General features: G+C 62.6%; 20 protein-coding genes and 1 pseudogene. 13 read left to right on the top strand and 8 right to left on the bottom strand.

Annotation, left to right across the window (positions count from 1 at the left end):
- Positions 1-52 precede the first annotated feature (52 nt).
- Positions 53-715: an exopolysaccharide biosynthesis protein gene (locus tag ACZLIF_RS19255; protein WP_128988354.1), complete on the bottom strand. Its 663-nt coding sequence runs from the start codon at positions 713-715 to the stop codon at positions 53-55.
- A 149-nt stretch (positions 716-864) separates the two neighbouring features.
- Between ACZLIF_RS19255 and yidA the strand changes: the two genes are divergently transcribed.
- From yidA to ACZLIF_RS19235, 4 genes are all read left to right on the top strand, one after another.
- Positions 865-1,698 carry a sugar-phosphatase gene (yidA, locus tag ACZLIF_RS19250; protein ID WP_128988352.1) on the top strand — a complete coding sequence of 278 codons (834 nt, stop codon included), beginning with the start codon at positions 865-867 and terminating at the stop codon, positions 1,696-1,698.
- Positions 1,699-1,977: 279 nt separating this feature from the next.
- Positions 1,978-4,296, top strand: a complete 2,319-nt coding sequence (locus ACZLIF_RS19245; protein WP_128988350.1) for a TonB-dependent receptor — start codon at positions 1,978-1,980, stop codon at positions 4,294-4,296.
- A 109-nt stretch (positions 4,297-4,405) separates the two neighbouring features.
- Positions 4,406-4,825: a hypothetical protein gene (locus ACZLIF_RS19240; protein ID WP_128988348.1), complete on the top strand. Its 420-nt coding sequence runs from the start codon at positions 4,406-4,408 to the stop codon at positions 4,823-4,825.
- Between the two features lie 64 nt (positions 4,826-4,889).
- Positions 4,890-5,324: an NUDIX hydrolase gene (locus ACZLIF_RS19235; protein ID WP_128988346.1), complete on the top strand. Its 435-nt coding sequence runs from the start codon at positions 4,890-4,892 to the stop codon at positions 5,322-5,324.
- Positions 5,325-5,349: 25 nt separating this feature from the next.
- Here the strand turns inward: ACZLIF_RS19235 and ACZLIF_RS19230 are convergent.
- Positions 5,350-5,727, bottom strand: a pseudogene (locus ACZLIF_RS19230) (magnesium chelatase subunit ChlI family protein); the annotation flags it as partial.
- Positions 5,728-6,074: 347 nt separating this feature from the next.
- Here ACZLIF_RS19230 and ACZLIF_RS19225 point away from each other — a divergent pair.
- The 3 genes from ACZLIF_RS19225 to ACZLIF_RS19215 are packed head-to-tail and all read left to right on the top strand — an operon-like array spanning position 6,075 to position 13,583.
- Positions 6,075-8,723 carry an RHS repeat domain-containing protein gene (locus ACZLIF_RS19225; RefSeq protein ID WP_478462197.1) on the top strand — a complete coding sequence of 883 codons (2,649 nt, stop codon included), beginning with the start codon at positions 6,075-6,077 and terminating at the stop codon, positions 8,721-8,723.
- Positions 8,724-8,736: 13 nt separating this feature from the next.
- A complete protein-coding gene (locus ACZLIF_RS19220; RefSeq protein WP_128988342.1) occupies positions 8,737-12,759 on the top strand; it encodes an RHS repeat domain-containing protein in 4,023 nt (1,340 codons plus the stop codon).
- Positions 12,760-12,770: 11 nt separating this feature from the next.
- A complete protein-coding gene (locus tag ACZLIF_RS19215) occupies positions 12,771-13,583 on the top strand; it encodes a hypothetical protein (protein ID WP_459062405.1) in 813 nt (270 codons plus the stop codon).
- A 21-nt stretch (positions 13,584-13,604) separates the two neighbouring features.
- On the opposite strand, the gene ACZLIF_RS19210 is transcribed toward ACZLIF_RS19215, so the two are convergent.
- Both ACZLIF_RS19210 and ACZLIF_RS19205 read right to left on the bottom strand, forming a co-directional pair.
- Positions 13,605-13,895 carry a hypothetical protein gene (locus ACZLIF_RS19210; protein ID WP_128988341.1) on the bottom strand — a complete coding sequence of 97 codons (291 nt, stop codon included), beginning with the start codon at positions 13,893-13,895 and terminating at the stop codon, positions 13,605-13,607.
- 354 nt (positions 13,896-14,249) lie between these two features.
- On the bottom strand, positions 14,250-15,755 hold the full coding sequence (locus ACZLIF_RS19205) for a YifB family Mg chelatase-like AAA ATPase (RefSeq protein WP_128988339.1): 1,506 nt from the start codon (positions 15,753-15,755) through the stop codon (positions 14,250-14,252).
- 88 nt (positions 15,756-15,843) lie between these two features.
- Between ACZLIF_RS19205 and ACZLIF_RS19200 the strand changes: the two genes are divergently transcribed.
- From ACZLIF_RS19200 to ACZLIF_RS19190, 3 genes are all read left to right on the top strand, one after another.
- Positions 15,844-16,137: a hypothetical protein gene (locus ACZLIF_RS19200; RefSeq protein WP_128988337.1), complete on the top strand. Its 294-nt coding sequence runs from the start codon at positions 15,844-15,846 to the stop codon at positions 16,135-16,137.
- A gap of 4 nt (positions 16,138-16,141) precedes the next feature.
- Positions 16,142-16,345: a hypothetical protein gene (locus tag ACZLIF_RS19195; RefSeq protein WP_128988335.1), complete on the top strand. Its 204-nt coding sequence runs from the start codon at positions 16,142-16,144 to the stop codon at positions 16,343-16,345.
- Between the two features lie 313 nt (positions 16,346-16,658).
- Positions 16,659-19,652 (top strand): TonB-dependent receptor, encoded by a 2,994-nt coding sequence (locus ACZLIF_RS19190; RefSeq protein WP_128988333.1) that lies wholly within the window; start codon positions 16,659-16,661, stop codon positions 19,650-19,652.
- A 67-nt stretch (positions 19,653-19,719) separates the two neighbouring features.
- Here the strand turns inward: ACZLIF_RS19190 and ACZLIF_RS19185 are convergent, their stop codons facing one another.
- Positions 19,720-20,076, bottom strand: a complete 357-nt coding sequence (locus ACZLIF_RS19185; protein WP_128988331.1) for a hypothetical protein — start codon at positions 20,074-20,076, stop codon at positions 19,720-19,722.
- Between the two features lie 585 nt (positions 20,077-20,661).
- On the opposite strand from ACZLIF_RS19185, the gene ACZLIF_RS19180 reads away from it, so the two are divergent.
- Positions 20,662-21,270, top strand: coding sequence for a DUF998 domain-containing protein (locus ACZLIF_RS19180; protein WP_128988329.1), 609 nt, complete (start codon positions 20,662-20,664; stop codon positions 21,268-21,270).
- Between the two features lie 93 nt (positions 21,271-21,363).
- Here the strand turns inward: ACZLIF_RS19180 and arr are convergent, their stop codons facing one another.
- On the bottom strand, positions 21,364-21,798 hold the full coding sequence (arr, locus tag ACZLIF_RS19175) for an NAD(+)--rifampin ADP-ribosyltransferase (RefSeq protein ID WP_065181514.1): 435 nt from the start codon (positions 21,796-21,798) through the stop codon (positions 21,364-21,366).
- Positions 21,799-21,923: 125 nt separating this feature from the next.
- Positions 21,924-22,175 carry a ubiquinone biosynthesis accessory factor UbiK gene (ubiK, locus tag ACZLIF_RS19170; RefSeq protein WP_053518135.1) on the bottom strand — a complete coding sequence of 84 codons (252 nt, stop codon included), beginning with the start codon at positions 22,173-22,175 and terminating at the stop codon, positions 21,924-21,926.
- Between the two features lie 154 nt (positions 22,176-22,329).
- Here ubiK and ACZLIF_RS19165 point away from each other — a divergent pair, with 154 nt between their 5' ends.
- Positions 22,330-22,668, top strand: a complete 339-nt coding sequence (locus ACZLIF_RS19165) for a P-II family nitrogen regulator (protein WP_005411374.1) — start codon at positions 22,330-22,332, stop codon at positions 22,666-22,668.
- Positions 22,669-22,815: 147 nt separating this feature from the next.
- Here the strand turns inward: ACZLIF_RS19165 and ACZLIF_RS19160 are convergent, their stop codons facing one another.
- Positions 22,816-23,475 (bottom strand): RIO1 family regulatory kinase/ATPase domain-containing protein, encoded by a 660-nt coding sequence (locus ACZLIF_RS19160; RefSeq protein WP_128988327.1) that lies wholly within the window; start codon positions 23,473-23,475, stop codon positions 22,816-22,818.
- A gap of 447 nt (positions 23,476-23,922) precedes the next feature.
- Between ACZLIF_RS19160 and ACZLIF_RS19155 the strand changes: the two genes are divergently transcribed.
- A complete protein-coding gene (locus ACZLIF_RS19155) occupies positions 23,923-24,828 on the top strand; it encodes an aspartyl/asparaginyl beta-hydroxylase domain-containing protein (RefSeq protein WP_164972362.1) in 906 nt (301 codons plus the stop codon).
- Positions 24,829-24,864: the final 36 nt, after the last annotated feature.

Here is a 24,864-nt window from a genome sequence, read left to right as displayed (position 1 = left end):
AGCGCTGGGTTTCCGCGTACAGGTCGAAGAGCAGCCGAACGTGGGCTCGGCTCTACAGTTCCGTGGTACCGCTGCGGAACCCGCTGAACACCGATTCGGCCGCAAACCCGACGCCGCCCAGCAGCACGCCGAAGTACGCAACCGTGGCGACCAGGAAGGCATAGCCGGCTGCCACCGCCGCGCCATCACGCTGGATGAAGCCGATGGCGAAGGACATCAGGGCAAGTGCCGGCAGCGTGTTGCTGAAGGGAATCGGCCCGGCCGGCGCCATCAGCAACAGGGTGGCGAACACCAGCGCCAGATTGTTCAGGCGCATCATCTTCTTCGAGCGCACCATCACCGCCAGCCGCATCGGCCGCGACAGGCGCTCCATGCGGTGCACCCACTTCAATGCGCGGCCCAGGTTGGCCTTCAGCTTGTCGGTGGCGATCTCGCGACGGGCCAGCTTCTGGGGCACCCACAGCGGGCGGTTGCGCACCCGGCTCAGGCCGATCAGCAGGATCGAGGCACCGAATATGGTACTCAGCCCGGGAATCGACACCGGAATGATGAAGATGGCCGAGAGCAGGATCACGATCAGCAGCAGGCCTTCATCGCCCAGCGCGCCGAGCAAGGTGCCGACGCTGACCTGGTCACCGGGCAGCTCGTCGATCATCTGCTCGATCTGCTGGGCCAAGGGGGCGCTGTCGTTGGTTTCGGGGGCACGGTAGGTCATGCGTCGCAAGCTTCTCCAGGGAAGGGCGGTCAACGGGCCGTCCTGCGGTGTGGGACGCACAGGCTCTGGCAGTATCCCGGCCAACGTGGGCAAAGAGGTGAACCGGGCATGAGGGGGTAAACTGGCGTGCCCCGCATGAGTTGAACGCAATGGACATGGGCCGCAGGCAATCGACCGTCGAACTGGTCGCCATCGACATGGATGGCACCCTGCTGGATCCCACCCACGCGCTCACCGCACGCGCCAAGCAGGCTATCGCGCAGGCGCGCGCGCTGGGCGTGCACATCGTGCTGACCAGTGGCCGCCCGGTCCCCGGCCTGGCGCCGTTCCTGCACGAACTGGGCATCGATGGCAACGACGACTACTGCATCGCCTGCAACGGCGGCCTGGTGCAGCGCATCGGCACGCGTGAAACGGTGGTCGAGTACCCGCTCAGCTTTAACGATTTCCTGTTCTGCGAGCAGGTGGCGCGCGAACTGGGCGTGCACTTCCAGGCGCTGGACAGCCAGCGCATGTACACGCCCAACCAGGACATCAGCTATTACACGGTGGCCGACTCGCACCTCTCGCGCATGCCGCTGTCGTACCGCCGAGTGGCCGACATGGATCCCACCATGTCCTTCATCAAGCTGATGATGATTGATGAGCCGGAGGTACTGGATGCGGCCATTGCGCGGTTGCCCAGTGAGCTGACCGAGCGTTTCGCGGTGCTGAAGAGCGCACCGTTCTTCCTGGAGGTGTTCGATCATCGTGCAGGCAAGGGCCCCAGCCTGCAGAAACTGGCGGAGCACCTGGGGATCGACCGTGCCAACGTCATGGCCATCGGCGACCAGGAGAACGACCTGACCATGCTGCAGTACGCCGGCACCAGCGTGGCGATGGGCAACGCGATCGATGCGGTGAAGGCCGTGGCGCGCTTCGAGACCACCACCAATGCCGACGAGGGCGTGGCACGCGCGATCGAGCGCTTCGTGCTGCGGTAAGGCGCCCGGCTATACCCGCGTATAGCCCACATACTCCCACCGCCATGACCGCTGTACCACGGCGCAATGGCGGACGCGGCAGTGCGATGCAAGAATTCCGCACGTCGAAATCACGCCATCGAATGATGCGGCAGATGATCGTCTTCTGCTGCTGACCGGCGCGCACCGCGTCGTCTCCCCTTCAACGCAATCGCACCGCCAGCCAGGGCGCCGACACCGGTGCTGCAACGCGCTGGGCGTGCGCCTGCGCCCCTCTCCCTCTGCACCCTGGATCTGCCCATGAATACCCCACCCACGACGCGCCTCGCCCTGGCTATCATCGCGGCCATCGCAGCCCCTGCGTACGCCGCAGACACGCACGACGCTGCGCTCGACACGCCCACTACGCTCAATGCCCTGCAGGTGATCGCCACGCCGCGCGGCGCCGCCGTTGCACCGACCCAGGTGGTCGGCCCCAACCGCTACCTCATCAAGGCCGAAGACCTAGACGCGATGGTCACCGGCAACAACGGCCTGGCCATGCTGAAGCAGGTGCCCGGTGCCAGCTACACCGCCACCGATGGGCTGGGCCTGGACATCTCGGCCACCAGCTTGTTCGTGCGCGGCTTCCGCATGAATGAAATGGGCATCACCTTCGAAGGCGTGCCGTTGAATGACAACGGCTTCCTCTCGCTTACCGGCACCAGCGTCGTGAATATCGGCGTGCCCGATGGCATCGGCGCGATCACGGTCAGCCCCGGCGGTGCACCGGTCAGCGTGTTCTCCAGCAGCGTCAACGGCGGCAGTCTCGAATACCGTCTGCGCGACCTGAAAGATACGCCCAGCCTGGGCGTGAAACAGGGCGTGGGCAGCAACCGCACCCTGGTCACCACCGTGTCCGGGCAAACTGGCCAGCTCGGCGAACATGGCCCGAAAGTGCTGGTCGACCTGCAGCGGGTGTCGGCCGACAAGTACCAGGGCGAGGGCACGCAGAACTTCCTGCGCGGCGACCTGAAGCTGCAGCAGGACGTCGCCTGGGGCGATTTCACTGTGTTCCTGACCGACAGCAAGGCCAAGGTCTGGGGCTACAACAACATCTCCTTCGACATGATCCGCAGGCTGGGCTGGAAGGCCGACATCTTCTACCCGGACTACGCGTGGGCCTGGTACGTGGCCTCGCCAGAGAATGCGGACAGATCCTGCGGTGCCTACACCTGCGGTGAGCTGTCCGAACTGATTCCGTACGACACCGGCCAGAGCACCCGCGACCGGGTGTCTTCGATCAACCATCGCTTCCAGATCAGCCCGGCGCTGGGTGCCAACGTGCAGCTGTACAACGCCAACAGCCACACCCAGGCCACGCTGACCGACCCGAACGTGCCGTCGCCCAACGGCGCGCCGTTCTCCGAACAGGTGCAGACGCCGCACCTCAACCGGCTGGGTGGCATGCTCAACCTGCAGTTCGAGGCCGGCGTGCACACCTTCACTGCCGGTTTCTGGCAGGAGAAGAGCAAGGCCGCGGCCAAGACCGAGTGGTACCAGCAGCCGCTGCTGGGCGAGGGTCCGCCGCTGAAGGCCACCGGTCCGTTCGATGTGTACGGCCCGGCGTTCAGGACCGACAACGCATCGTGCTGGGTGACCCGCTCGCGTCAGTTCTACCTGCAGGACGACATCGTGCTGAACGATACGCTGAAGCTGGGCGTCGGCTTCAAGGCCGTGGATTTCCGCACCAGCGGTGGCGGCCTCGGTGATGCCAAGGACCGGCCGGTGAACGGCTCGCTGCGCGCGAAGAGCAACTTCCTGCCGCATGTATCGTTGTTCTGGAGCCCGACTGAATCCACCGATGCCTTCATCGACCTGGTCAACACCATGAACGGCTACCGCGTGGCCCAGCGCGGCAACATCGGCTACACCGCCTCGGCGTGGACCATCACCGACCAGGATGAGTTCGACCGCGTAGCCGGCACGCTGCGCCCGGAGAAGAACTGGAACCTGACCATCGGTGCTTCGCATCGTTTCGACCGACTGACGATCACCGGCGACGTGTTCTACAACGACATCCGCAACCGACTGCTGTCGGCCGCCATCGGTACCCAGTTCGCGCAGATCAACACCGTGCGGCTGATGCCGAAGATGCATGTGATCGGCGCCGACCTTGGTATCACCGCCGACCTGACCGACCACCTGCAGTTCTACCAGGGCGTGGCCGTGGCACGCTCGTACTACGACAGCGATTTCGTGGTGGGTAACACGGTGTATCCGATCAAGGGCAACGCGCAGCCGGGCTACCCGCAGATATCACTGGTCAGCGATCTGTCCGCACACATCGGCGACTGGCGGCTCGGCGCCACCAGCACCTCCTACCTGCGCCAGCCCTTCACCTACGAGAACGACATCCGCGTGCCGACCTTCTGGCAGGTCAACACCTATGCCGCCTACCGCTTCGGTGCGGACAGCGCGGTACCGGGGCTGGAACTGCGGCTGGACGTGAGCAACCTGTTCAATCGCCACAACATCGGCACCGCCACCATCGCCGGCTCGTCATTCTCGGGGGATTACCAGACCCTGCAGCGCAGCGCGCCCCGGCAGCTGATGTTCAGCACCTCGATGGCGTTCTGAGGCAATGATGGTCGGGGTCAGAGCCCTTTGCCCAGCAAAGGGCTCTGACCCCAGACCCACCTTTGCGCGGCCGGCAGCGATTTTCCGGCAGTGACGCAAGGTTCCCACAATGTTGCTGGGTCATTCTGTTCGCATGGCACAGCACACCCCGCCAACCCGATTGTTCGGCATAGGCGGCCCACGACGGCCCCGGCAGGCGCTGTCCGTGGCGCCGGCGATCGACCTGCAGGGCGAATACCAGTTCTGGCAGGTCTACGAACGCGTGGTCCGCCCGCTGCCCGGCGGTGGGCTGCGCCGGGCTTGGCTGGTATGCCAGAAGGTGTACCGGGACCGCCTGCGGTTCCCGCATGACACACGTGAAGCCGCGCTGGCGCGTGTGCTATTCGGCAGCAACAGCACGCCCGAGCGCGCAGCCGAACTGCGGGACCTCTTCGGCCTTGTCAGCCGTCGCATGGCGTCCGTTGCCGTCCGGCGACAGGCGCCCATCCCCAGGAAAGCGAATCACTGGCCAGGAATCGACACGCGTTGATGGCTTTCTCTCGGTCCGCCTGCTTTTGGCCTATTCTGGGGTGGGCCGGTAAGGACAGGAAACGATGGAAATCAGACGATCTGCACGCCTTGTGATCGTTGGTGAGGATGCGGTGCTGCTGTTCCGGTATCACGATGAACACCACGCTCCCTTCTGGGCTACACCGGGCGGGGAGCTTCTGCCCGGGGAAGGATATGCGGACGCCGCACGGCGTGAGCTTCGGGAGGAGACCGGATTGGATCTGCCGATAGGAGAGCGGCTGGAAAAGCGCGATGCCGTCTACGCGGTCGCCCGATCAACGCCTGCGCGATGGCTGGAAGAGTATTTTCTGGTCCGCAGCCCCAACCAGCCCGACATCCCGCGTGATGGGTGGACGGAGGAGGAAAGTGCCACGATCAGGGCGTGGAAATGGTGGCGCGCAGAAGAGATGAGAGAACAGCCAGCTTCCCTGTTCAAGCCGGAATGGCTGCCGGATCTCTTTGAACGTGTGCCCGCATGACGCACCCTGATCCCGGCCGATGTAATTACGTGCTCGCCTTCCCGCGATCCAGCTGTCGGTAGCCAATTGCCTCGGCCAGGTGCGCCGTCTGGATCGTTTCGCACCCGGCCAGGTCGGCAATCGTGCGTGCCACGCGCAGAATGCGATGCATCGCGCGCGCTGACAGCTGCAGGCGCTCGATGGCGTGTTCCAGAAGATCCTGGTCGGCCTCGCCCAACCGCGTGCACGCGCGCAGCGCAGCGGGCGGCAGATGCGCATTGAGTCCCCCGCGCATCTGCTGCCGCGCATGCGCAGCCTCCACCCGCCCGCGCACCGCATCACTTGGCTCGCCCAGCGGCGTGCTCTCACGCAGCTCCACTGCATCCATGCGCGTTACCGCGATGTGCAGGTCGATGTCGTTTAGGAAGTCACGCTAGGGCAGTCATTTCGAATGCTACGTGCGCGCGGCAACTATGAAGATGCGGAACATGCCGGGGCGACCTTCTCCAGGAACCCGTAGCTTAAGGGATGTAACACCGCGACCAGACTGCCCGTGCTCGGTAATGGGACTGGGGTCCGGTGCCTGCCGGATAGACTTGCACAGGGGGCTCTGAACGCTCGCGGGCTCTGTTAGCGGCCAAGCGTCAGCGATTTTGGCCGAGCCGTTCCGCCTAGGTGCTGCGCGTTTGACAACACACATCATTTAAAGTAAATGTTCGCCTGAACAGCAGCTGAGTCGCTTGTTACCCATTACTCAAGGACGTAGCGGACATGATTTCTGCCAAGGACAGGCGGGAGGCAGCAGCTTCCTCCAGCACCCATTTGACCTCTCGGCTTTGCTCGCTCGTTGCGGGTGTGGGACTTGTGCTGGGAGCTGCGTTCCACGTCTCGGCTCAAGATGGACTCTTCAGTTATCAAGAATATGAGAGAAGAGTAAAGAACGCACAGTCGCTTGTTGCGATATCCGCAGACGATGTATTTGGAGATCGAACCTCTGCATTCGATGGCAGCACTGAATTCCTAGTTGAAGACGTCTCCATTCCTGGAAATTTCGACCTTCCGGTTAGCGTCGCTCGGCGCTTTGGTGTGGAAGCAGTCAATCGAGGACTTGGTGACAGTGAAGCAAAGGGGCTGACACTGTTCGATGACTGGGAGATCGTCGTTCCCTATATGTCGGGCGTTTGGACCAAGGGTGCCGGTTGGATTACTGGCCAGCCAGGGGCCCAGACCACACAGCGCTGCTCGGTCAACACCGCCCCCACACTTCTGGAGACTTGGGGCTATTCCGACATCGGCTTCGGCATTGATGTGAAGTGGAATGGTGGAAATGGCGAGGAACTTCTGATCCCTGATGATCCGTCCTACGCCTCTGCTCCAGGCTTGGAATCCCCCAAGTGGATGACAGCCTCCAAGGCCCGATTTTCCTGTCTTCCCGCGACGCGCAACGGCTATCCAGGCGAAGCGTTCGTTGGGCTAACCCCTGATGGGAAGAAATACTTCTTCGACTGGGGCGTGGAAAAGCCCTACGCACTTGCGAAGTTCAGCGACGGTGCTGCCAATCGAATGGTGGCACGTAAGCGGGTTTATCTCTTGGCTTCACGAGTGGAGGACCGTTACGGAAACTGGGTATCTTACAGTTATGACGGTTACAGACTCACCAAGATCGAGTCCAGTGACGCTCGCCGGATCGACCTGAGTTACGACGGGAATGGCAGAGTGACCACCGTAACGGCCAATGGAAGAGTTTGGCGATACACGTATGTGGGTGACACAGAGAGCAACGACGGCGGACTGTCGCAAGTGACACTTCCAGATGGATCAGCATGGACGTATAGCCATCGCGGGCGCCTCAGATCCAGCCTTCCCATCCGTAAAGCCGACGATGAGGGCGGGTGTGAGATCCGCGCTGGCAGCGCGCCCCCTCCCACGCAGATGACTGTGGTGGCGCCTTCAGGTGCCAGAGGGATCTTTGACTTTGAAATGGAGTTGTTCATCCGCTCGGATCCCTGCACGGGGCTCACGCCTTCGCACTACAACGCATGGTCATTGAAGAAGCGGACTATCACTGGGCCGGGCTTGGCGTCTTTGGTCAGCACGCGAAGCTACAATTTGCAGCTGCCGGGCGGTGGTCGGTGGTCCAGTCTGATTAAGCCGGATGGGACGCAGATTCGCGAACGCTATGGTGCCAATCCGGCCCAGAACGAGCGAAAGTTGCTTCAGAAGCAGATTCTGAACGCCGCAGGCCAATTGCAGCGTGAGGAGAACCTCACCTATACATTTGGTTCTCCGACGGGACCGTTTGTCGTCCGAGTGGGACGGTCGATCGGGATCCAGTCAGGTCAGTTCTTGGCTGGCACGCTCAGTGCGCTGAGTGTAAGTCAGTACTCCCAGGATGGTGATACCTACGGCGTGGTCTACAGCGACTTCAATCGCAGTGCTCGTGCAGCACGCGTAACCTACACTGGCCCTTCTGGAACCAAGGGCGAGATAAGAGAGTATCTGGATACGGCCAGCCCCTGGGTTCTGGATCAGGTGCTGAGTGTCAAGGAGGCAGGGTCCGGGAAGACCACCACCCAATACAGCTATGACGCCCAGGCCAAGCCGAATGCGGTCTATCGTGCTGGGGCATTGTTGCAGAGTGTTACTTATGCCACGAATGGCACGATCAGCACGGTGCGTGACGGGAAGGGAAACTCGACGCAGATCCAGGACTGGTATCGGGGCGTACCGCGGCTGGTCATCAATCCGGATGGCACCACCAATCGCATGTCGGTAGATGGGAATGGGTGGATCACTTCGACGACCGATGCGCTGCAGAGGACCACTTCCTACTTGCACGATCCGATGGGGCGTGTGCGGGAAGTCCAGCCGCCGGTCGATGAGAACCAGTGGACCAAGACAACTATCTCGTTCCGGCAGATCTCATCTGATGAGTACGGCCTCTCGCCGGGGCACTGGCGGGTCGACAACGCCCAAGGTGCGCGCCGTCAAGAGACTTATCTGGACGCGCTTTGGCGCCCACACTTGGTTCGCGAATACGATTCGAACAACGTCGCCGGCACACAGCGGTGGGTCCGCAGTGCTTACGACAGCGAAGGTCGTCTGACGTTTACGTCCTATCCTTCAGGCGATAGCAACGTGGCGACGGGCACCTGGACCGAGTATGACGCGCTCGGAAGAAAGACCTCCACATCGCAGGACAGCGAGCAGGGTCTGCTTATCACGACTATTGCCTATGGCAGCAATGCGACGACCACAGTGATTGATCCACTCGGTCGTCAGACCATCACCCGGTTCGACGCCTTTGAAGGGCCTGACTATGAAAAGCCCGCGCAGATTACTCGCGCCGACGGTAGTAAAGTCAATATCAAGCGGAACGCCTTTGGTCTTACGACAGAAGTAGCCCAGTCTGCAAACTGAAGACATGTCAAGGATGGCACTCGTGAACGCTGAGAAACTGCGCGCGGCTGCGGCCGCCCTGCTGGGGTTGGTAATCACCGTCTTCTGCTCTGCGGCACATGCGGAGGCTTGGATTCAGCTTGTAGGTCCCGCCCAGACCTCTTACACGGCGCCCGCAACTTACCAGTTGCAGCTCAACAGCGGCGTCATAGGGACCGGACCCAAAGCAGAGTATCTGTCAGACATCAAACTGACACGAAATGGACAAGTAATTTCAAGGCTTCCCAGCGGGACATACACCGAGAATGGAATTTCTCCGGGAACCTATCAGTATGTTTACAGAGCGGTCGCCGTGCGCAATGTCAACGGTGATGAATTCACGCGCCAGCTGACGTCGCCTGTGGTCACAATTACGGTGGAAGCGCCACCGGCCCCCTTCGACGGAGCTGAGTATGTTTCTGCCAGTTGGCCGAGGTCGGCCGACCGGGGAACGCCATTCAGTGGCACGGTGACATTCCGGAATGCCGGTAACACAACTTGGAGGGCGGGGGAGGGTTACAGACTCGGACAGGCTGAGCGTTACGCATCAAGCGCCGTCAGGTTGGGGATTGCCGAGGTAGCCGTTCCACACGATGTGGGCCCGGGTGGCACAGCGACGTTCTCCTTCAGTGGCACAGCAGCTGCCCAGAACGGACCGACTACGCTTCAGTGGCAGATGAATCGCAACGGTGTGCGTTTCGGGGGCACCAGCAGCGAGCAAACCTTCGAAACGACCGGCAGACTCAATAACGGTGTCATGTCTGGACAGGACGTGCCGACCAGCATGGAGGCTGGACGGACCTACCGCGTGAAGCTGAATTTTGTCAACACGGGGAATACGACGTGGACGGCGTCGGCGGGCTATGCACTTGGTTCGTGGAACCCCAATGACAACATGCGATGGTCCAGGCACCGCGTCCCGGTCCCGAAGGATGTGAGTCCGCAGATGGCTGCGTTTTTTGAGTTTGACGTAGTCGCGCCGTCACTGCCAGGTACTTACAGCTTCCAATGGCACATGCTGGAAGAAGGCAAAGAGTGGTTTGGTCGGGAAAGCGACAATATCCAGGTCACGGTGACTGGACCGCCGTCCAAGGTGATCGGCAATATCGACGCTGTCACCAGCGACGGTCAGATCCGCGGATGGGCATGCTCAACGGGCATTGAATCTTCAATTGACCTTCATGTCTACACGGGTGGAGCCGCCGGCAGCGGTGGAACGATCTTCCTGACCGGCAAGGCGAATCAGGCAAGCGAGCCTGCCGTGGCCACGGCCTGCAAGGCAGGCGGCAATCATCGCTTCTCCCTTGCCATGAGCAACGAAAATCGACGCCAACGTGCTGGGCAATCAATCCACGTTCATGGAATCTCCCCCGTTGGGCAGCCCAACTATACCATCGGCGGCTCTGGCGCCTTTGTAGTTCCCGCCGCTCCTAGTGGTACGGTCTCTGTGGCGCCGGCGATGTGCGAAATCGCATCAGGCGCTCAAACCTGTAACGTCACGTTGGCCTGGTCCGCAACGGATTCGCGTGCAGAGCTACGGCGTGATGGCGGCGCGACTGTGGGCAGTGGTGGCAGCGGCTCTGTTGTTGTGCCGCTCAGTGCGGGAACTAGCCGGTTTACGCTCTCAGTTGCCGGAGACACGATTGCCACGGCGGTTGCCACGGCAAAGGCAGCGCCAACCACACCAGCCAACCCAGACAATCCAGCCCCAACGGTTGCCCGGCGATACGTTTACGACGACAACCTGCGGCTGTGCAAGGTTATCGAACCTGAAACCGGGGCGACCGTGTTTGGTTACGATGCGGCCGGGAACATTGCCTGGAGCGCGATAGGGTTGGATTTGCCCAGTCTGTCCGAGTGCAACCGCGATGCGCCCCAGATTGCGGCTCGCCGCGTTTCACGCGAATACGACTCCAACAATCGCCTGCAGACCGTGGTCTATCCCGACGGATTGGGAGATCAGCTGATTGAATACACCGCCACCGGTCAAGTGAAGACCGAAAGGGTCTTCAATCAAGATCGGGTGCCAGTAGTGACCACGCGTACCTACAATTCTCTCGGGTCGATTACCAGTCAAAGCCGTGTAGTGGGCAGCGCCAGCGCCAGAACCCTCGCATTTGGCTACGACCCCTTGGGGCAGCATATCCGTACGGACTATCCCGATGGCTACTCCGTCCGTCAGTCTTTAAACGCCTTGGGCCAGCCCGTAGTGCTGCAAGATGGATCTGGCAGCGTACTCGCCAGCAACATCGCCTATTCTCCCAGTGGCGAAGCCACCGCGCTGACCTATGGTAATGGCATCGCACGTAGCGTAACCGAGAACGTGCGACAGCTGACCAGCCGCATCGTTGAGAGTGGCGTGGTTAACCTAAACTATAGCTACGACGCAGTAGGAAACATAATTCAGATCCGCGATAGCGTGCGCGGAGATTCTGCGACGATCAGTCTAGGCTACGACCGCCTCGACCGACTGACTCAAGCCAGCGCTCCAGCCTATGGTGGCAATGGGCAGTACACGTTCGGCTATGACACGTTAGACAACATCGTCTCGATGCGGTTGCCGGGAAAGAGGGAGCGTACGTTCCACTACGACCTCCGCAATCGCTTGGAGTTGCTGAGGGACCCCAGTGGCAATGGCGTCTCTGGCTTCTCCTATGACACGGCAGGCAATCTGGCGATCCGTAATGGCCAGACTTTCACGTACGACGTAGGCGGTCAGCTCCGTGCCGCAGGGAATGTGCAGAAGTACTTCTACGACGGAACAGGACTGCGCGCAGCTGCATCGGGCAGTTCAGGCCGCACATCACAAATCCCAGGGCTGGAGGTACCGATTAAGGGTCCTCTGGGTGGAAGCCCGATCCTACCGCCTGTGGAGCGAGGAGCGTCCGAGATTTCCATAGATGTGTCAGACATTCCAGATCGCACTTGGCAGTACTTGATGGGCGGGGAGCTGATCGAATCCACCCAAGGCGGGGAAACGTCCGACTACATCTACCTAGGCACGCGACTGCTGGCGATTCGCACCAGCTCTGCTGCGGGAGCAACGCTCAGCTACCTACACCACGACGCGCTCAACACCCTGGTGGCCACCAGTAGCGCCACGGGTGCGGTTCTGACCCGTCACTTCTGGTCGCCATATGGTGAGGCAGACGTGGCGCCGGCTGCGAAAATCCCAGGCTACTCGGGTCACCTTGCGGACACAGACACGGGGCTCGTCTACATGGGGCGACGCTACTACGATCCGCAACTGGCCAGGTTCATTTCTCCTGATCCGCTGGCATCCAGTACCTCCGGTGGGCCAAACTCTAATCGCTATCGGTACGCCAGTAACAACCCATTCCGATTCTCTGATCCTACAGGCGCGTGCGATCAGGCAACCGGGTCCCATATGTGTAACGGCAGCTGGTTCGCTGGGGCCAACCTTACCGGTGCGCCGTCGCCGACGCCGGGTGGAGTACCCCAGCACAATCCCAATGCCCCCCCACCTGCAGAGACCGTCAAGGCTACAGGCCTGGACGCGGTCGCTGAATACTTCGCTGAGCGGAACATCTTCACCGGGCAGGGGAGCTTTACCGATTTTGACGCAGTGTCTGAAGCGATCGTCGTTCCGCTGATGAACTCTCCAGCGGGATCAACCGCTGCTGGTGGTCTCAAGCTAGCCTCTGCTCTGGTAGTGCTGCGTGGGGCGAATGCAGCGAGAGGCTTTGGCAATCTTTCACGAGCAGCGGAATTTGGTATTGCCCCGTACAATGCACTACGTAGGTCCGTCGGACCCGGGACGAAACTACAGGTTCATCACCTATTAGAAAAGCGCTTCGCCAGCATGCTGGGAGTGAAGGAAAGAGAAATGCTCTCAGTTGTGTTGACCAAGGAAGAGCATCAGGTATTCACCAATGCTTGGCAGGCCGCAATACCGCGAGGAGCCGGCACGGCAAACGCTACAAGAGAGCAAGTCATGGCGTCGGCCCGTCGAATCTATGCGAATTACCCGGCAATTCTCAAATCGCTCGGACTTTAGTTGGAAGTGAAATGAAGATTAAGTATCGATACGTATTTAATTGGGACGAGAGCTATCGATCACCATTGGAGCGGCTTGGTGTGAAGTACGAGGCGCCTAAGCCTTCACCAATTGGATTGGGAATTGGAGTCTGCCATGCGGAGGAGGGGTCGGAAGTCTGGCAGGAAATTTCCGATCTCGTTGAGAGTTGGGGTGGATTCTTTACCGTAGATACTGAGTTTTCGAAGGGTGAAATTTCGGGCGCTTCCTATTGCGTACTGCGCCCGACCCACATAAGTGGCTACCCTCAGCCGGAGGAGGATTTCGGATTCCTTGAGCAAACATTCGATCTGGGCGATTATTGTGCTGAGTGTGGATTGGGGGCTCGTCAGAATAGTTCGTTTAGAGTAAAGAAGACGCTCAAATGGGGGAGGAATTCATTCCTTCAGCTGAACTGGGTGGGCGGCGTGTGCTTTATGCTGGCCTCAGCGTGGAGGGATTACTTGGCGCCGCTAGGAGTTCAGTCGTGCAGTGTTGAAGACACGCAAGGTCACCGCTTGGAAAACATGGTTCAGCTGGTGGCCGATGCTCGTGTGCCCCTGACGATGGAGGATGTGTCTGGGGTAGTGTGCAGTAGTTGCGGCAGAGAGCGCTATGAGCCTCATACCCGAGGGTTTTTCCCAGCCCCAGCTGAGCGCTCCGAACTACCGATCTTCCGTAGCGCGGAATATTTCGGCTCAGGTCACAGATCGTTTAATGAAATAATTGTGAGTGCCAAAGTTGTGGCAGCCATTCAGGCGTCTGGATTGAGGGGTGTTAGATTGTGGCCGTGCGCTCCTTCATAATGAAATTATGGAAGGAGCGCGTTAGGCATGAATTGAGCTTCGATTGAGCTCATCGTAGCGGCGACGAACGGTCTCGTTGAGATTGTTGCCTTTCAGCTCGACTGCATCCCAAGGCAGGTACTCAGCGATACCTAGGCCGATCACATCTGCGATCGCAGCTACCTCTCGAGGCACGCTGATCGCGTCTGCCATTGTGCGGTCGCCCTGTGTAACTCCGTGCAGAAGGGGTAACAAGCTTTGGAGAAAAACATTGAGAATTCCGAGGCTGAGCAGAATGCCGATGATATGATCTTCGGAAATGCGCTTCTTCATGTCTAATCTCCGTCTCGTTGGGGATTGAACTCCAGTTCGCCGTGCTACTCAGAATGCGGGGAGTTGTTCCCTCCATTAGTCCGACCACGTGATTTTGTTGGGTTGGATGCGCGTTTTTAGTTCTCATCGCAGTCGCATTGTCGGAGCAATAGAGGTCCGCCATTGATTGGTAGACTGAGGCGCTCCGCTCTACAGGCAGGGAGGGGCATTCGACGTCGCGCACAGCGGGTCATGTTCCGGTCTACCAGGGTTGCAGAGAGACCTAATGGACTGGAGAACTTGAGCTGGTCCGCAACACAGACCTTGATGGACCCACGTTGGTCAGGCCGGCAGGTCAGGCCGCTTACGAAATTGTCACGGCCCAGTCTTTCCCCGATCCAGCTGTCGATAGCCAATCGCCTCGGCCAGATGTGCGGTCTGGATGTTCTCGCACCCGGCCAGATCGGCAATCGTGCGTGCCACGCGAAGAATGCGATGCATCGCGCGCGCTGACAGTTGCAGGCGCTCGATGGCGTGTTCCAGAAGATCCTGGTCGGCCTCGCTCAACCGCGTGCACGCGCGCAGCGCAGCGGGCGGCAGATGCGCATTGAGTCCCCCGCGCATCTGCTGCCGCGCATGCGCAGCCTCCACCCGCCCGCGCACCGCATCACTGGGCTCGCCCAGCGGCGTGCTCTCACGCAGCTCCACCGCATCCATGCGCGTCACCGCGATGTGCAGGTCGATGCGGTCCAGCAACGGGCCGGAGACTCGGGCGCGATAGCGGGTAATCCGCTCATCGGTGCACAGGCAACGGTTGCTGCGGTCGCCGGCCCAACCGCAGGGGCAGGGGTTCATCGCCGCGACCAGCTGGAACCGCGCCGGAAACATCACGCTGCGTGCAGCGCGGGCGATGCGGATGTGGCCCGATTCCAGCGGCTCGCGCAGGGTCTCCAGCGCGCTGCGGTTCCACTCGGGAAGTTCGTCCAGGAACAGCACCCCATGGTGCGCCAGTGATATCTCGCCGGGGCAGGGCGGATTGCCGCCGCCCACCAATGCCGCAGCGCTGGCGCTGTGGTGTGGCGCGCGGAACGGTCGTTGCCGCCATCGCTTCGGGTCCAGCCCTTCGCCGCTGACCGAGGCGATGGCCGCCAGCTGCAAGGCATCGATCTCGGTGGACGCCGGCAGCAGCCCGGGAAGGCGTGAAGCAAGCAGGGTCTTGCCACAACCGGGGCTGCCGATCAGCAGCAGATGGTGCCCGCCGGCCGCAGCCACTTCCAGCGCGCGCCGTGCATGCACCTGCCCGCGCACATCGGCCAGATCCGGCAGCGGCAGGGGCGTGGTGTCCACCCGCTCAACCTGCGGCAGCAGGCGCGGATTGCCCAACCCGGCGCAGCATTCCAGCAACGTGCGGGCCACGCGCACGTCGGCGTGTTCGGCCAGCGCCGATTCGGCCGCATTCCCCGGTGGGACCACCAGGATGCGGCCCGCTTCGGCCGCCGCGATGGCGGCGGGCAGCGCGCCTGCAACCGGGCGCAGCTCGCCGGTCAGGCCCAGCTCGCCCAGGAACTCGTACGGCAGCAGCGACTGCGGCGGGATCTGGCCACTGGCGGCAAGAATGCCCAGGGCGATGGCCAGATCGTAGCGCCCACCTTCCTTGGGCAGGTCGGCGGGCGCCAGGTTCAGGGTGATGCGCCGTTGCGGGAAATCAAAGCGCGCGCAGAGCAGCGCCGCACGTACGCGTTCGCGCGACTCGCGCACACTGGTTTCGGCCAGACCGACGATCTGGGTGGCGGGCAGGCCACCGGAAAGATGTACTTCCACCCGCACCAGCGGGGCCTCGACCCCGGCGCGGGCACGGCTGTAGACCAGGGCCAGGCTCATGTGTGCTTCCTGCAGAGAGAGAGGCTCGATGGTGCGGCCGTCACTCTGTCCGTCGCCATCAGGCATTGCTGGCCAGGCGCCTAGGGCTTTGCTGCGCAAGCTGGCGCTCAGCGACGTGCGCCTGCGCCGCATGGTCCGCTTCGATCCGGCGATAGAACCGGACCCACGCGAACCTGCTGAGCGTGCGACGCTGATCGACGACTGCCTGAGCAATGGAGCGTCGTCCAAAGCACTGGCCGAGGCATCGGTGTTCATGCGACAGTCGATGGCGAATCATCGCGTCGGCGACTTCGCTGATAGCAAGCAGTTCGCGAAGGGAACGTCGTATGAAAGGCCGCAACCTCATGTATTCCAAATGAAGAGAGGCAAGAAGAATGATTGACCGGATGAAGTTCGAACTGCCCGGCAAACCGGCCTACTGGGTTGCCGTCGGCATACTCTGTGCCCTGATCGGCCTGGGCATGGACATGAACATGGGGGGCATCGTGCTGTCAGTCGGCGAACCGGCCAAGTGGGGTGGCTTCGGCGCATTGATCGGCACCAGCGTCGGTCTGATGGCGGTATTCGGCAAGCGTTCCGCGCCACGCTGACCGCGCAACGCCGAACCGGCGCGTATGCGGCGGGTGGTGTCCATGCGCGACGGGCGCCGACCTCCTGATTTTCGCTAGCAAGTGGCGGCACCGTGTCGTCGGTGCTCAGCTGGTTGAAGCTCACTTCATCGAAGCTGCGTGGCACGAGGCGGGTGGGCATCGGGCACGCTCGCGGGCGGGTATGACCGTCGGCCAAAAGCAGATAACCACTGAGCATTTCTGCATTGGGGCGCGGGCGGGGTTAATGAATGTGCGATGTCTGGTCCACCGATTGCGGCTGGCATTGCTTCCCCCACTACCCGTACAGCCCACGATGACGACAGCTCGTTCTTCACTGCGCCCGCGATTGCTGGCGTTGGCGGTGTTGCTTGCCACCGCGTCTCCCAGACTTCATGCACAGTCCACCACCGGCGCGATCGCCGGACAGGCGCCGGCCACCGCCCAGCGCATCTTCGTTCGCAGCGATACCGGCCTCACCCGCGAGGTGACGGTCGATGGGCGAGGCCGCTTTACCGTCGGCCAGCTGCCACTGGGCCGCTACGTGGTGGAAGCACGCGATGCCGAAGGGAACGTGCTGCAGACCCGCGAGGGCATTTCGCTGACGGTAGGCGCCAGTACCGAGGTGTCCTTCACTGACGTCACCCGGCTGGACGGTGTGCAGGTCAGCGCCGACCGGGCCGCGGCGGCGATCGATGTCAGCAGCGTGGACTCGCGCACGGTGATCACGGCCGAGCAGCTGCAGCGCCTGCCACTGGGTCGCTCGGCCGAGGCGATCGCGCAGCTTGCGCCCGGGGTCAACGGCAACAGTGGCAATGGCACCTATGCCGGCCCGACCGGTGCACAGCTGGTGAGCTTCGGTGGTTCGTCCGCTGCCGAGAACGCCTACTACATCAATGGCTTCAACAGCACCGATCCACTGCGCGGTCTGGGTGGCCTCACGCTGCCCTACGGCAGCATCGACCAGCAGGAAATCTACACCGGTGGCTACAGCGCCAAGTACGGCCGCTCCGATGGCGGCGTCATCAATGCGGTGGGCAAGCGCGGCACCAATGAGTGGCGATTCGGTGGCCAGGTCACCTGGGAACCAGCGTCCACGCGCTCGGACAAGGACGATGTGCGTTACCCGGGCAATGGCGCGCTGTATTCACCGGAAAGCCAGGACCGCGAGTGGGTGACCACGCAGAGCATCTACGCCGGTGGCCCGCTCCTGGAAGACCGGCTGTTCTTCTTCGGCTCGTACGAGCTCGAGCGCCGTGAGGGCACCGACGTCAAGAATGTGGAGGCGACCAATGCTTACTCCCGCTATGAGTACGACCGCCCGCGCTGGTACGCCAAGCTGGACTGGAACATCACCGACAACCACCTGCTGGAACTGACCGGAGCCTCCAGCCGCAATGTCTTCCGGGGCGATAGCTTCGCTTACGACTACGACACGCTCACCCGCGGTGCGCAGCGTGGCAAGGAAGACACCACCAAGACCGGTGGCGACCTGTGGACGGCCAAGTACACCGGCTACCTGACCGGCCGGCTTACCGTCAGCGCGCAGTATGGCGAAATGCGTACCGATGACTACATCGGCAACCCGGCCTACGACGGCAGCCTGACCTACATCAGCAGCGCCACGCTTCAGAATCCGGCGCTGAACGGTGGTACGCCGATCACCAATGCGCAGACCACGTCGCTGCTGGTCAACCCGGATCGCGGCAACCGCACCAACAACCTGCGACTGGATGCGAACTACAGATGGGGCAACCACAGCATCACGGTCGGCATCGACAACCAGAATGCCCGTGCGCTCAACCGTGGCTCGGTGGCCTCCGCCGACGGTTACTACTGGATCTATGGCCAGTCCAACCCGAACGTGCCCCTCAATACCGGCCTGGGCGTGCCGGCCACCGGCGGCATCCGCAATGGTGAGGACGGCTATTACGTGCGCCAGTACATCTACAGCGCACTGGCGTCGGTACGCGCCTCGCAGCGGGCGCAGTACATCGAGGACAACTGGCAGGTGACCGACCGCCTGCTGTTGAACCTGGGCCTGCGCCTGGATCAGTTCACCAACTACAACCGCGATGGCGACGCCTACATCAAGCAGACCAGCGGTCAGTGGGCGTCGCGGCTGGGCTTCAGCTGGGACGTCGACGGCGACGGGCGCTTCAAGGTGTTCGGCAACGCGGGTCGCTACTACCTCGCGCTGCCGCTCAACCCAGCCTTCAACGCGGCGGGCGCGACGCTGGCCACCTCGACGTACTACACCTATGGCGGCATCGACAGCAACGGTTATCCAACCGACCTCACCGCGTTCTCCGGCGCGGTGTCGGCCAACAACTACTACGGCGTGCTGCCCGATCCGAAGACGGTGGCGACCTCCGGCATCGAGCCGTCCTACCAGGACGAGTTCATCCTGGGCTTCAGCAGGGCGCTCGGCCAGAACTGGGTGTACGGCGCGAAGGCGACCTATCGGGTGCTGCGCAGCGGCGTGGATGACTACTGCGATATCGGCGCGGTGCTGGCCAAGGCCGACAGCCTGGGGTATGACGTCACCAAGGACAGCAATCCGGTCAGTTGCTGGTTGATCAATCCTGGCCGTGCGAACACCTTCAATCTGGTCGATACCAGCGGCAACTACGTAAGCGTGCCGCTGACCAATGCCGAGATGGGCTTCCCCAGGTTCAAGCGCAACTACTACGCGGTGAACCTGTCGCTGGAGCACCCGTTTGATGGCCGCTGGTATGGCCGGGCGGACTACACGTGGTCGCGCAGCTATGGCACCACCGAAGGCCAGCTGCTGTCGGGCATCGGCCAGACGGCGGTGTCGACCACGCAGGCCTGGGATTACGCGCAGCTGATGGAGCACACCAACGGGCCGCAGAGCAACGACCACACCCACCAGTTCAAGCTGCATGGTTACTACCAGTTGACGCCGGAATGGCTGGTCTCGGCCAACCTCAAGGTGATTTCCGGCGCGCCCTTCAGCGCATTGGGTTCGTATGGCCCGAACTTCGAAGACCCTTCCGGCTACGGCATTGCCTACCACTTCTACAACGGCCAGCCCGCGCCTCCGGGCAGCCAGGGGCGGCTGCCCTGGCTGAAACAGCTGGATCTGGGTGTCTCCTACCGGCCTTCGGTGGCGGCTGGGCGACTGGGCTTCAACCTGGATGTGTTCAACGTATTCAACAGCCAGGTGGCGTTGTGGAAATCGCCGTACTCCGAGTTGGATCCGGGGCAGCCGGACCCGCTGTACGGCGCAGCGACGGTGCGGCAGGCACCGCGCTCGCTGCGCGTCAGCGTGAGCTACGACTACTGAGGGAATGCGCCGGCACGGGCGGGTGGCCGCCCGCCCGTGCCGGCCTTGGATGGGGGCCAGCGCAGGCTCAGGCCGGTGGTCGCACTCGTTCCTGGATGAGGGACGTCAGCGCGAGATTGGCCATCAGCAAGCCTTCCATCACCCGATCGCCCACGAACTGTTCGGGCGCTCCGTTCTGGCGCGTGCGCTCGGCCGCCAGCGCGACCTCCTGCACGATGCGCTGCCCTGCCAACGCACAGTCGGCGTCGGCCAGTGCCATCTGCCGACCTCGCAGGGGATGGCGTTCGGGCCAGGGCCGGCCATCAGATGCTGCACCGGACCCGATGCTGTGCAGGGCAGCAATGAGGGTGTTGGGGTCCTGGGTGGGTTCGGGCGAGGGCGCTTCCTGGATGGGGCGCGGCGGCGGGGAATGCGGTGTGGTCATGGCAGGCTCCTTGAAAGCAGACAGAAGCCGCCACCGATGGAGGTGGCGGACGATGCGTGGCTCGAAAACCGGGCTGTTGGGAACCGGCGGGCACGAGGCCCCCACGCACCGCCCGCCATAGCCGGCAGACGGACTGCCAGCCGACACCACTTGCGGTGGTGCCGGCTGGCAGGCGCAAACTACTTCCCAACGACGGGTTTTCGAGGCCCGGCCACCGATGCACGGTGGCGGAGCAACGATTACCCGCCGTTGTGGGGAATGCCAAGGGATCGGGGCCAATGCCGCCAAAGCCCGAGACGTTTCTGGCATTGTCGCATAGGGGGAAGTGGCGCGAGAGGCTTGAACGGCGGGGCTTTCGGCATTTCTGGGACGGATCCGTCAGATTCGTCTGTTGGAGGGAGAAGAGTGCGTTGATTGCGACAGCGTGCGGCGCGCGTCTGCGAAGGTGCGAGTGACTTTCCACCTATTGACCGTCCAGCGCGCCACGGCGAGTCTGACTGCCGCGGCACTGCCCTTAGGACGAGAAGGCGGTGGTGTTTGAATGGATTCGCCGACCCGCGCAGACCCCGACAAGGATCATTGCAGATGTTGCGCCACAGCCGACCTCTTCTTTTCGCGGGTCTGATACCCCTGCCGTGGTTCCTGTTCTGGACTACCGTTGCTGCGATGCTCGCACCCGGTTACAACCCGATTGCACAGCACGCCAGCGAGCTGCTGCAGGCACCCGCGCTCGCAAGCCTGTGCGGACGGATCGCCGCCATCGGCTGCGGGCTGGGGTTCGTACTGTTTGCCATTGCGCTATGGCGGGAATCCGGTCGCCGGATCGCCGTGGGTGCCGCCTGCTGGATGATCTTTGGCGTCTCCATGTTGACCAATGGGCTCTGGCCCATGGGTCATCCGATGCACGGCTTCTACGCCATCGGTATCGCGAACATCATTGCGCCGGCGATGTCGCATATCGAACTGAGGGCCTGGTCGGCCAACCGAAGGGCCTATGCCGTGACTGCCGTGGTGAGCATCGCGGCGGTGGTCTATCTATGGTTGAACCTGGTGGGCGCGGATCCGCAGGGTTTCAGGGGACTCACCCAGCGCCTGTTCTCTTCCATCAACTCCCTGTGGCCCTTCCTGGTCGCGCTGTACCTGCTGCGCAACGGCCCCAATGCACTGCGGACGCAGCCCGAGCAGCGCCTCTAAGGCCATCACATCAGGTTCTGATGATGGAAGCACGCTACGTACATGCGCGGCTGTTGGAAGACGCCGACGTATCGCGTCGGCGTCTTCCCACGATCAGTTGATGATCTCGCCACTCCCCGATGCGACGAATTCCCTCAACTGCCGGATGAAGTCCGCATCGTAGGGTTCCCACTCGGTGATCTCACCGACAATCCGCAGCGGCTGCGCACTGCGATACGACCGTGTCGGGTTCCCGGGAAACTTCTTGTTGGTGACGTTCGGATCGTCCTCGAACGGCCCGGTCGGTGCCACCACGTACACACGCGGCGGTCCCTCGCCCCGGGCCATCTCCGCGGCCAGCCCGGCGCCCTTGGCAATCGTGGTGAAGTAGATGTGGTTCATCACCACGCCATCGCGATAGTTGGATCCGTAGCCGGCTACCAGCAGATCGCCCGTGGCCAGGTCGGCCCGGGTGCCGTGATAGAACGGCCCGGCGACCTGATCGCAGGTGTCCTGCGAAACGGGTGTCCATTCGGTGTCCTGCGTCATCGCGATACCCCCAGGTTGTCCTGCCGGATCGACAGGCCGGCGAGTCTAGGGGGCCAGGTGGGCCTTGCTGCAAGGCCCCATCCGGGAAATAATCTGTAAGTGGGAGGCGCAGCGCGCCTCCTTTTTCATTCTGCGGCGCGGCGCCCTTCCAGCTCGCGCACCGCTGTTTCCAGCGCATCCAGCTTCTGGCGGGTCTTCAGCAGCACCGCGCGCTGCACCTCAAATTCCTCGCGCGTGACCAGATCGAGCTTGGCCAGCCCAGCCTGCAGCGCGCTCTTGAAGGTGGCCTGCAGTTCCTCGCGTGATTCGCGCAGGCCCGGCGGCACCAGGTCGCTGAGGCGGCGGGCGAGGTCATCGATTTGGTTCAGGTCGATCATGGGGTGCTCCGTGGGTGGCGCCCGCGCATCAGGCGCGGGCAGGCCGTTCAGCCACAAGGATACTGCCGGCGCGCGCTGCCCGGACAGGCAGCCGCGGCGTCGCACCGGGCGCGTTCAGGCGCTATCCTCCACGCCGGAAGACAGGAGATCGACGATGAAGATGGTCATGGCGGTGATCAAGCCGTTCAAGCTCGACGACGTGCGCGAAGCGCTGGCCGAGCGTGGCGTCACCGGCATCACGGTGACGGAGGTCAAGGGCTTCGGCCGCCAGAAGGGGCATACCGAGCTGTACCGTGGCGCCGAGTACGTGGTCGACTTCCTGCCGAAGGTGAAGCTGGAAGTGGCCGTGACCGATGACCAGGTGGAGGCGGTGGTGGAAGCCATCGTCAAGGCGGCCGGTACCGGCAAGATCGGCGACGGCAAGGTATTCGTGTATGACCTGGGCAGCGTGGTGCGTATCCGTACCGGCGAGCTGGACGCAGACGCGTTGTAAGCCGTCCGGCGGGATGTTGTAGAGCCGAGCCGATGCTCGGCTGCCGTTCCGCCGTCATGTAGAGTCGAGCTTGCTCGACTCTACAAAGAGCAGCCGAGCATGGGCTCGGCTCTACAAGGAGCGGTAAAGCGGTGAGCGGAGCGACGCTTACCGGCGCTTCGCCCACTTATAGAACCGCTTCCAGCTCTGGCGCACTGCGGCCACCCAGCCGGGGTCGGCTACCAGGGCGGCCTGGGTGGCGCTGGGCGCCTGTCCGGTCACGCGCTGGCGGATCTTCAGCAGGTTCTTCATGTCGCTGCGGCGCATCTGCCGGGTCAGCGGATTGCGGCGCAGCCAGCGCGGTGCGCGCCAGGCCGAGGTGAAGTCCAGCAGCACCGGTACGCCGCCGCTGACCACCACGTTGGTGCCGTGCAGATCGTTATGGGTGATGCCGGCCGCATGCAGGCGGCTGAGTGCGTGCTGCAGCTGCTCGAACACTTCATTGCCGACTGCCTGGGCGGTGCTGAGGGTCTGGCCGGGAATGAACTCCATGCCCAGTGCCAGGCCTCCCAGTGTTCCCAGCAGCGCCGGCGCGTGCTTCCAGCCGCCCAGGCGCTGCAGCATGCGCGCTTCACGGCGCACCATCAGGCGTGCGACCAGCGACAGCGGCGTACCGCGATAGCGGGAGTAGTCCTTGATGACGGCCTCGCGGCCATCCAGGCAGGTGCGGTAGACATCGGGGGCCAGGAGGCGTTCGCCACGCTTGAGCAGCAGGGGCGTGGTGGCGTCATCGCCGCAGGTCTGGCAGGGGGAGGCAGGAAGGGGCATGGCGGGGTCTCGGACGACCCGGTGGGCGGCGCTGAAGCGTCAAGCGAACCGGTGAGGCGGGGGAAGCTGGCTAAACTTTCGTTAAGTCAATTTTAGTACCGGCAAGTTCGCTAATCCACGTTCTGTCGGAGAAATGTCGGGGCCGTGGCTGGAACAGTTCGTCGCGCACGGGCGGACAATTTCGTCTCACTTTTCGGTTTGAGGCGTTGAAAATCAATAAGTTGAAGAAGAAATACACCCGTTCAGCCAAGCGCCGCTGAACATGGCGCACGTGTGGCTTGACCCCGGCGCACGGCCTGCCGACCATAAGCTGTTCATCCGCGACATCGGCGGCCGCCCCGTTCCGGCACGTCCCCGTCCCCTGCCGCGTTGCCACCGATGCCGGCCGCCTGCGCCGTGCATCGCCCCCTGATTCCCGTTCCGGCTGCCGCCGGAGGAAAGTTTTTGATGATCAAGATCGTACTGGCAGTGCTGTTCGTGGCCTGCGTGCTGTACATCCACTTCCGTGGCAAGGTCCGCGCGCGCTGGTCGCGCCAGCTGCTGGACCACTCCAGTTTCATGGCCCCGATCAACGTGGTCATGTACATGTTCTCGAAGGTGCCGACCACGCCGTTTCTGGACCCGGGCAAGGAGTTTCCGCAGCTGGAACCGCTGCGCCAGAACTGGCAGATGATCCGTGACGAGGCGCTGGCGCTGCGCGATGCGCAGAAGATCGCTGCGTCCAGCAGTTTCAACGATGCGGGCTTCAACTCGTTCTTCCGCCGTGGCTGGAAGCGCTTCTACCTGCGCTGGTACGGCCCCTCGCACCCGTCAGCGAAGACGCTGTGCCCGAAGACCGTGGCCCTGATCGAGTCGATTCCGGATGTTCGCGCAGCGATGTTCGCGCAGCTGCCGCCGGGCAGCGAGCTGCGTCCGCACCGCGATCCGTTCGCCGGTTCGCTGCGCCTGCACCTGGGCCTGAGCACCCCCAACGATGATGCCTGCTACATCGAAGTGGACGGCATCCGGAAGAGCTGGCGCGACGGCGAGTGGATGATGTTCGACGAAACCTACATCCACCACGCGCATAACGAGACCGAGCAGGACCGAGTGATCCTGTTCTGCGACATCGCGCGCCCGCTGCGCTTCGGCCTGCCGGGCCTGTTCAACCGTGCGGTGGCCGCCACGCTGCTGGCCGGTGGCGCTTCGCCGAACCTGCCAGGTGATCCGACCGGGGGTGTCAACAAGGCATTCGGCAGCCTGTACAAGGTGCGTCTGAAGGCCAAGGCGCTGCGCGAGCGCAGCGTGGTGGCCTACCAGGTCATCAAGTGGGGTCTGGTGGCGGCGGTGATTGCCGGAATCTGGGCGATCTGATCGAACGGCCGCCGGGCATCGCCCGGCGCTACCGGA

The sequence above is a fragment of the Stenotrophomonas sp. 2201_Sma genome (genome assembly GCF_056486685.1).
Note: the sequence above shows the minus strand (reverse complement) of the source record. Positions and strands in the feature narration are given on the sequence as shown.

Excerpts from the sequence above, each read along its gene's own strand:
- ACZLIF_RS19210 (WP_128988341.1), bottom strand. The coding sequence starts at position 13,895 with ATGAAGAAGCGCATTTCCGAAGATCATATCATCGGCATTCTGCTCAGC.
- ACZLIF_RS19240 (WP_128988348.1), top strand. The coding sequence starts at position 4,406 with ATGTTGCTGGGTCATTCTGTTCGCATGGCACAGCACACCCCGCCAACC.
- ACZLIF_RS19190 (WP_128988333.1), top strand. The coding sequence starts at position 16,659 with ATGACGACAGCTCGTTCTTCACTGCGCCCGCGATTGCTGGCGTTGGCG.
- arr (WP_065181514.1), bottom strand. The coding sequence starts at position 21,798 with ATGACGCAGGACACCGAATGGACACCCGTTTCGCAGGACACCTGCGAT.
- ACZLIF_RS19185 (WP_128988331.1), bottom strand. The coding sequence starts at position 20,076 with ATGACCACACCGCATTCCCCGCCGCCGCGCCCCATCCAGGAAGCGCCC.
- yidA (WP_128988352.1), top strand. The coding sequence starts at position 865 with ATGGACATGGGCCGCAGGCAATCGACCGTCGAACTGGTCGCCATCGAC.
- ACZLIF_RS19215 (WP_459062405.1), top strand. The coding sequence starts at position 12,771 with ATGAAGATTAAGTATCGATACGTATTTAATTGGGACGAGAGCTATCGA.
- ACZLIF_RS19155 (WP_164972362.1), top strand. The coding sequence starts at position 23,923 with ATGATCAAGATCGTACTGGCAGTGCTGTTCGTGGCCTGCGTGCTGTAC.
- ACZLIF_RS19220 (WP_128988342.1), top strand. The coding sequence starts at position 8,737 with ATGGCACTCGTGAACGCTGAGAAACTGCGCGCGGCTGCGGCCGCCCTG.
- ACZLIF_RS19255 (WP_128988354.1), bottom strand. The coding sequence starts at position 715 with ATGACCTACCGTGCCCCCGAAACCAACGACAGCGCCCCCTTGGCCCAG.
- ACZLIF_RS19245 (WP_128988350.1), top strand. The coding sequence starts at position 1,978 with ATGAATACCCCACCCACGACGCGCCTCGCCCTGGCTATCATCGCGGCC.
- ACZLIF_RS19180 (WP_128988329.1), top strand. The coding sequence starts at position 20,662 with ATGTTGCGCCACAGCCGACCTCTTCTTTTCGCGGGTCTGATACCCCTG.
- ACZLIF_RS19205 (WP_128988339.1), bottom strand. The coding sequence starts at position 15,755 with ATGAGCCTGGCCCTGGTCTACAGCCGTGCCCGCGCCGGGGTCGAGGCC.
- ACZLIF_RS19195 (WP_128988335.1), top strand. The coding sequence starts at position 16,142 with ATGAAGTTCGAACTGCCCGGCAAACCGGCCTACTGGGTTGCCGTCGGC.
- ACZLIF_RS19235 (WP_128988346.1), top strand. The coding sequence starts at position 4,890 with ATGGAAATCAGACGATCTGCACGCCTTGTGATCGTTGGTGAGGATGCG.
- ACZLIF_RS19225 (WP_478462197.1), top strand. The coding sequence starts at position 6,075 with ATGATTTCTGCCAAGGACAGGCGGGAGGCAGCAGCTTCCTCCAGCACC.
- ubiK (WP_053518135.1), bottom strand. The coding sequence starts at position 22,175 with ATGATCGACCTGAACCAAATCGATGACCTCGCCCGCCGCCTCAGCGAC.
- ACZLIF_RS19165 (WP_005411374.1), top strand. The coding sequence starts at position 22,330 with ATGAAGATGGTCATGGCGGTGATCAAGCCGTTCAAGCTCGACGACGTG.
- ACZLIF_RS19160 (WP_128988327.1), bottom strand. The coding sequence starts at position 23,475 with ATGCCCCTTCCTGCCTCCCCCTGCCAGACCTGCGGCGATGACGCCACC.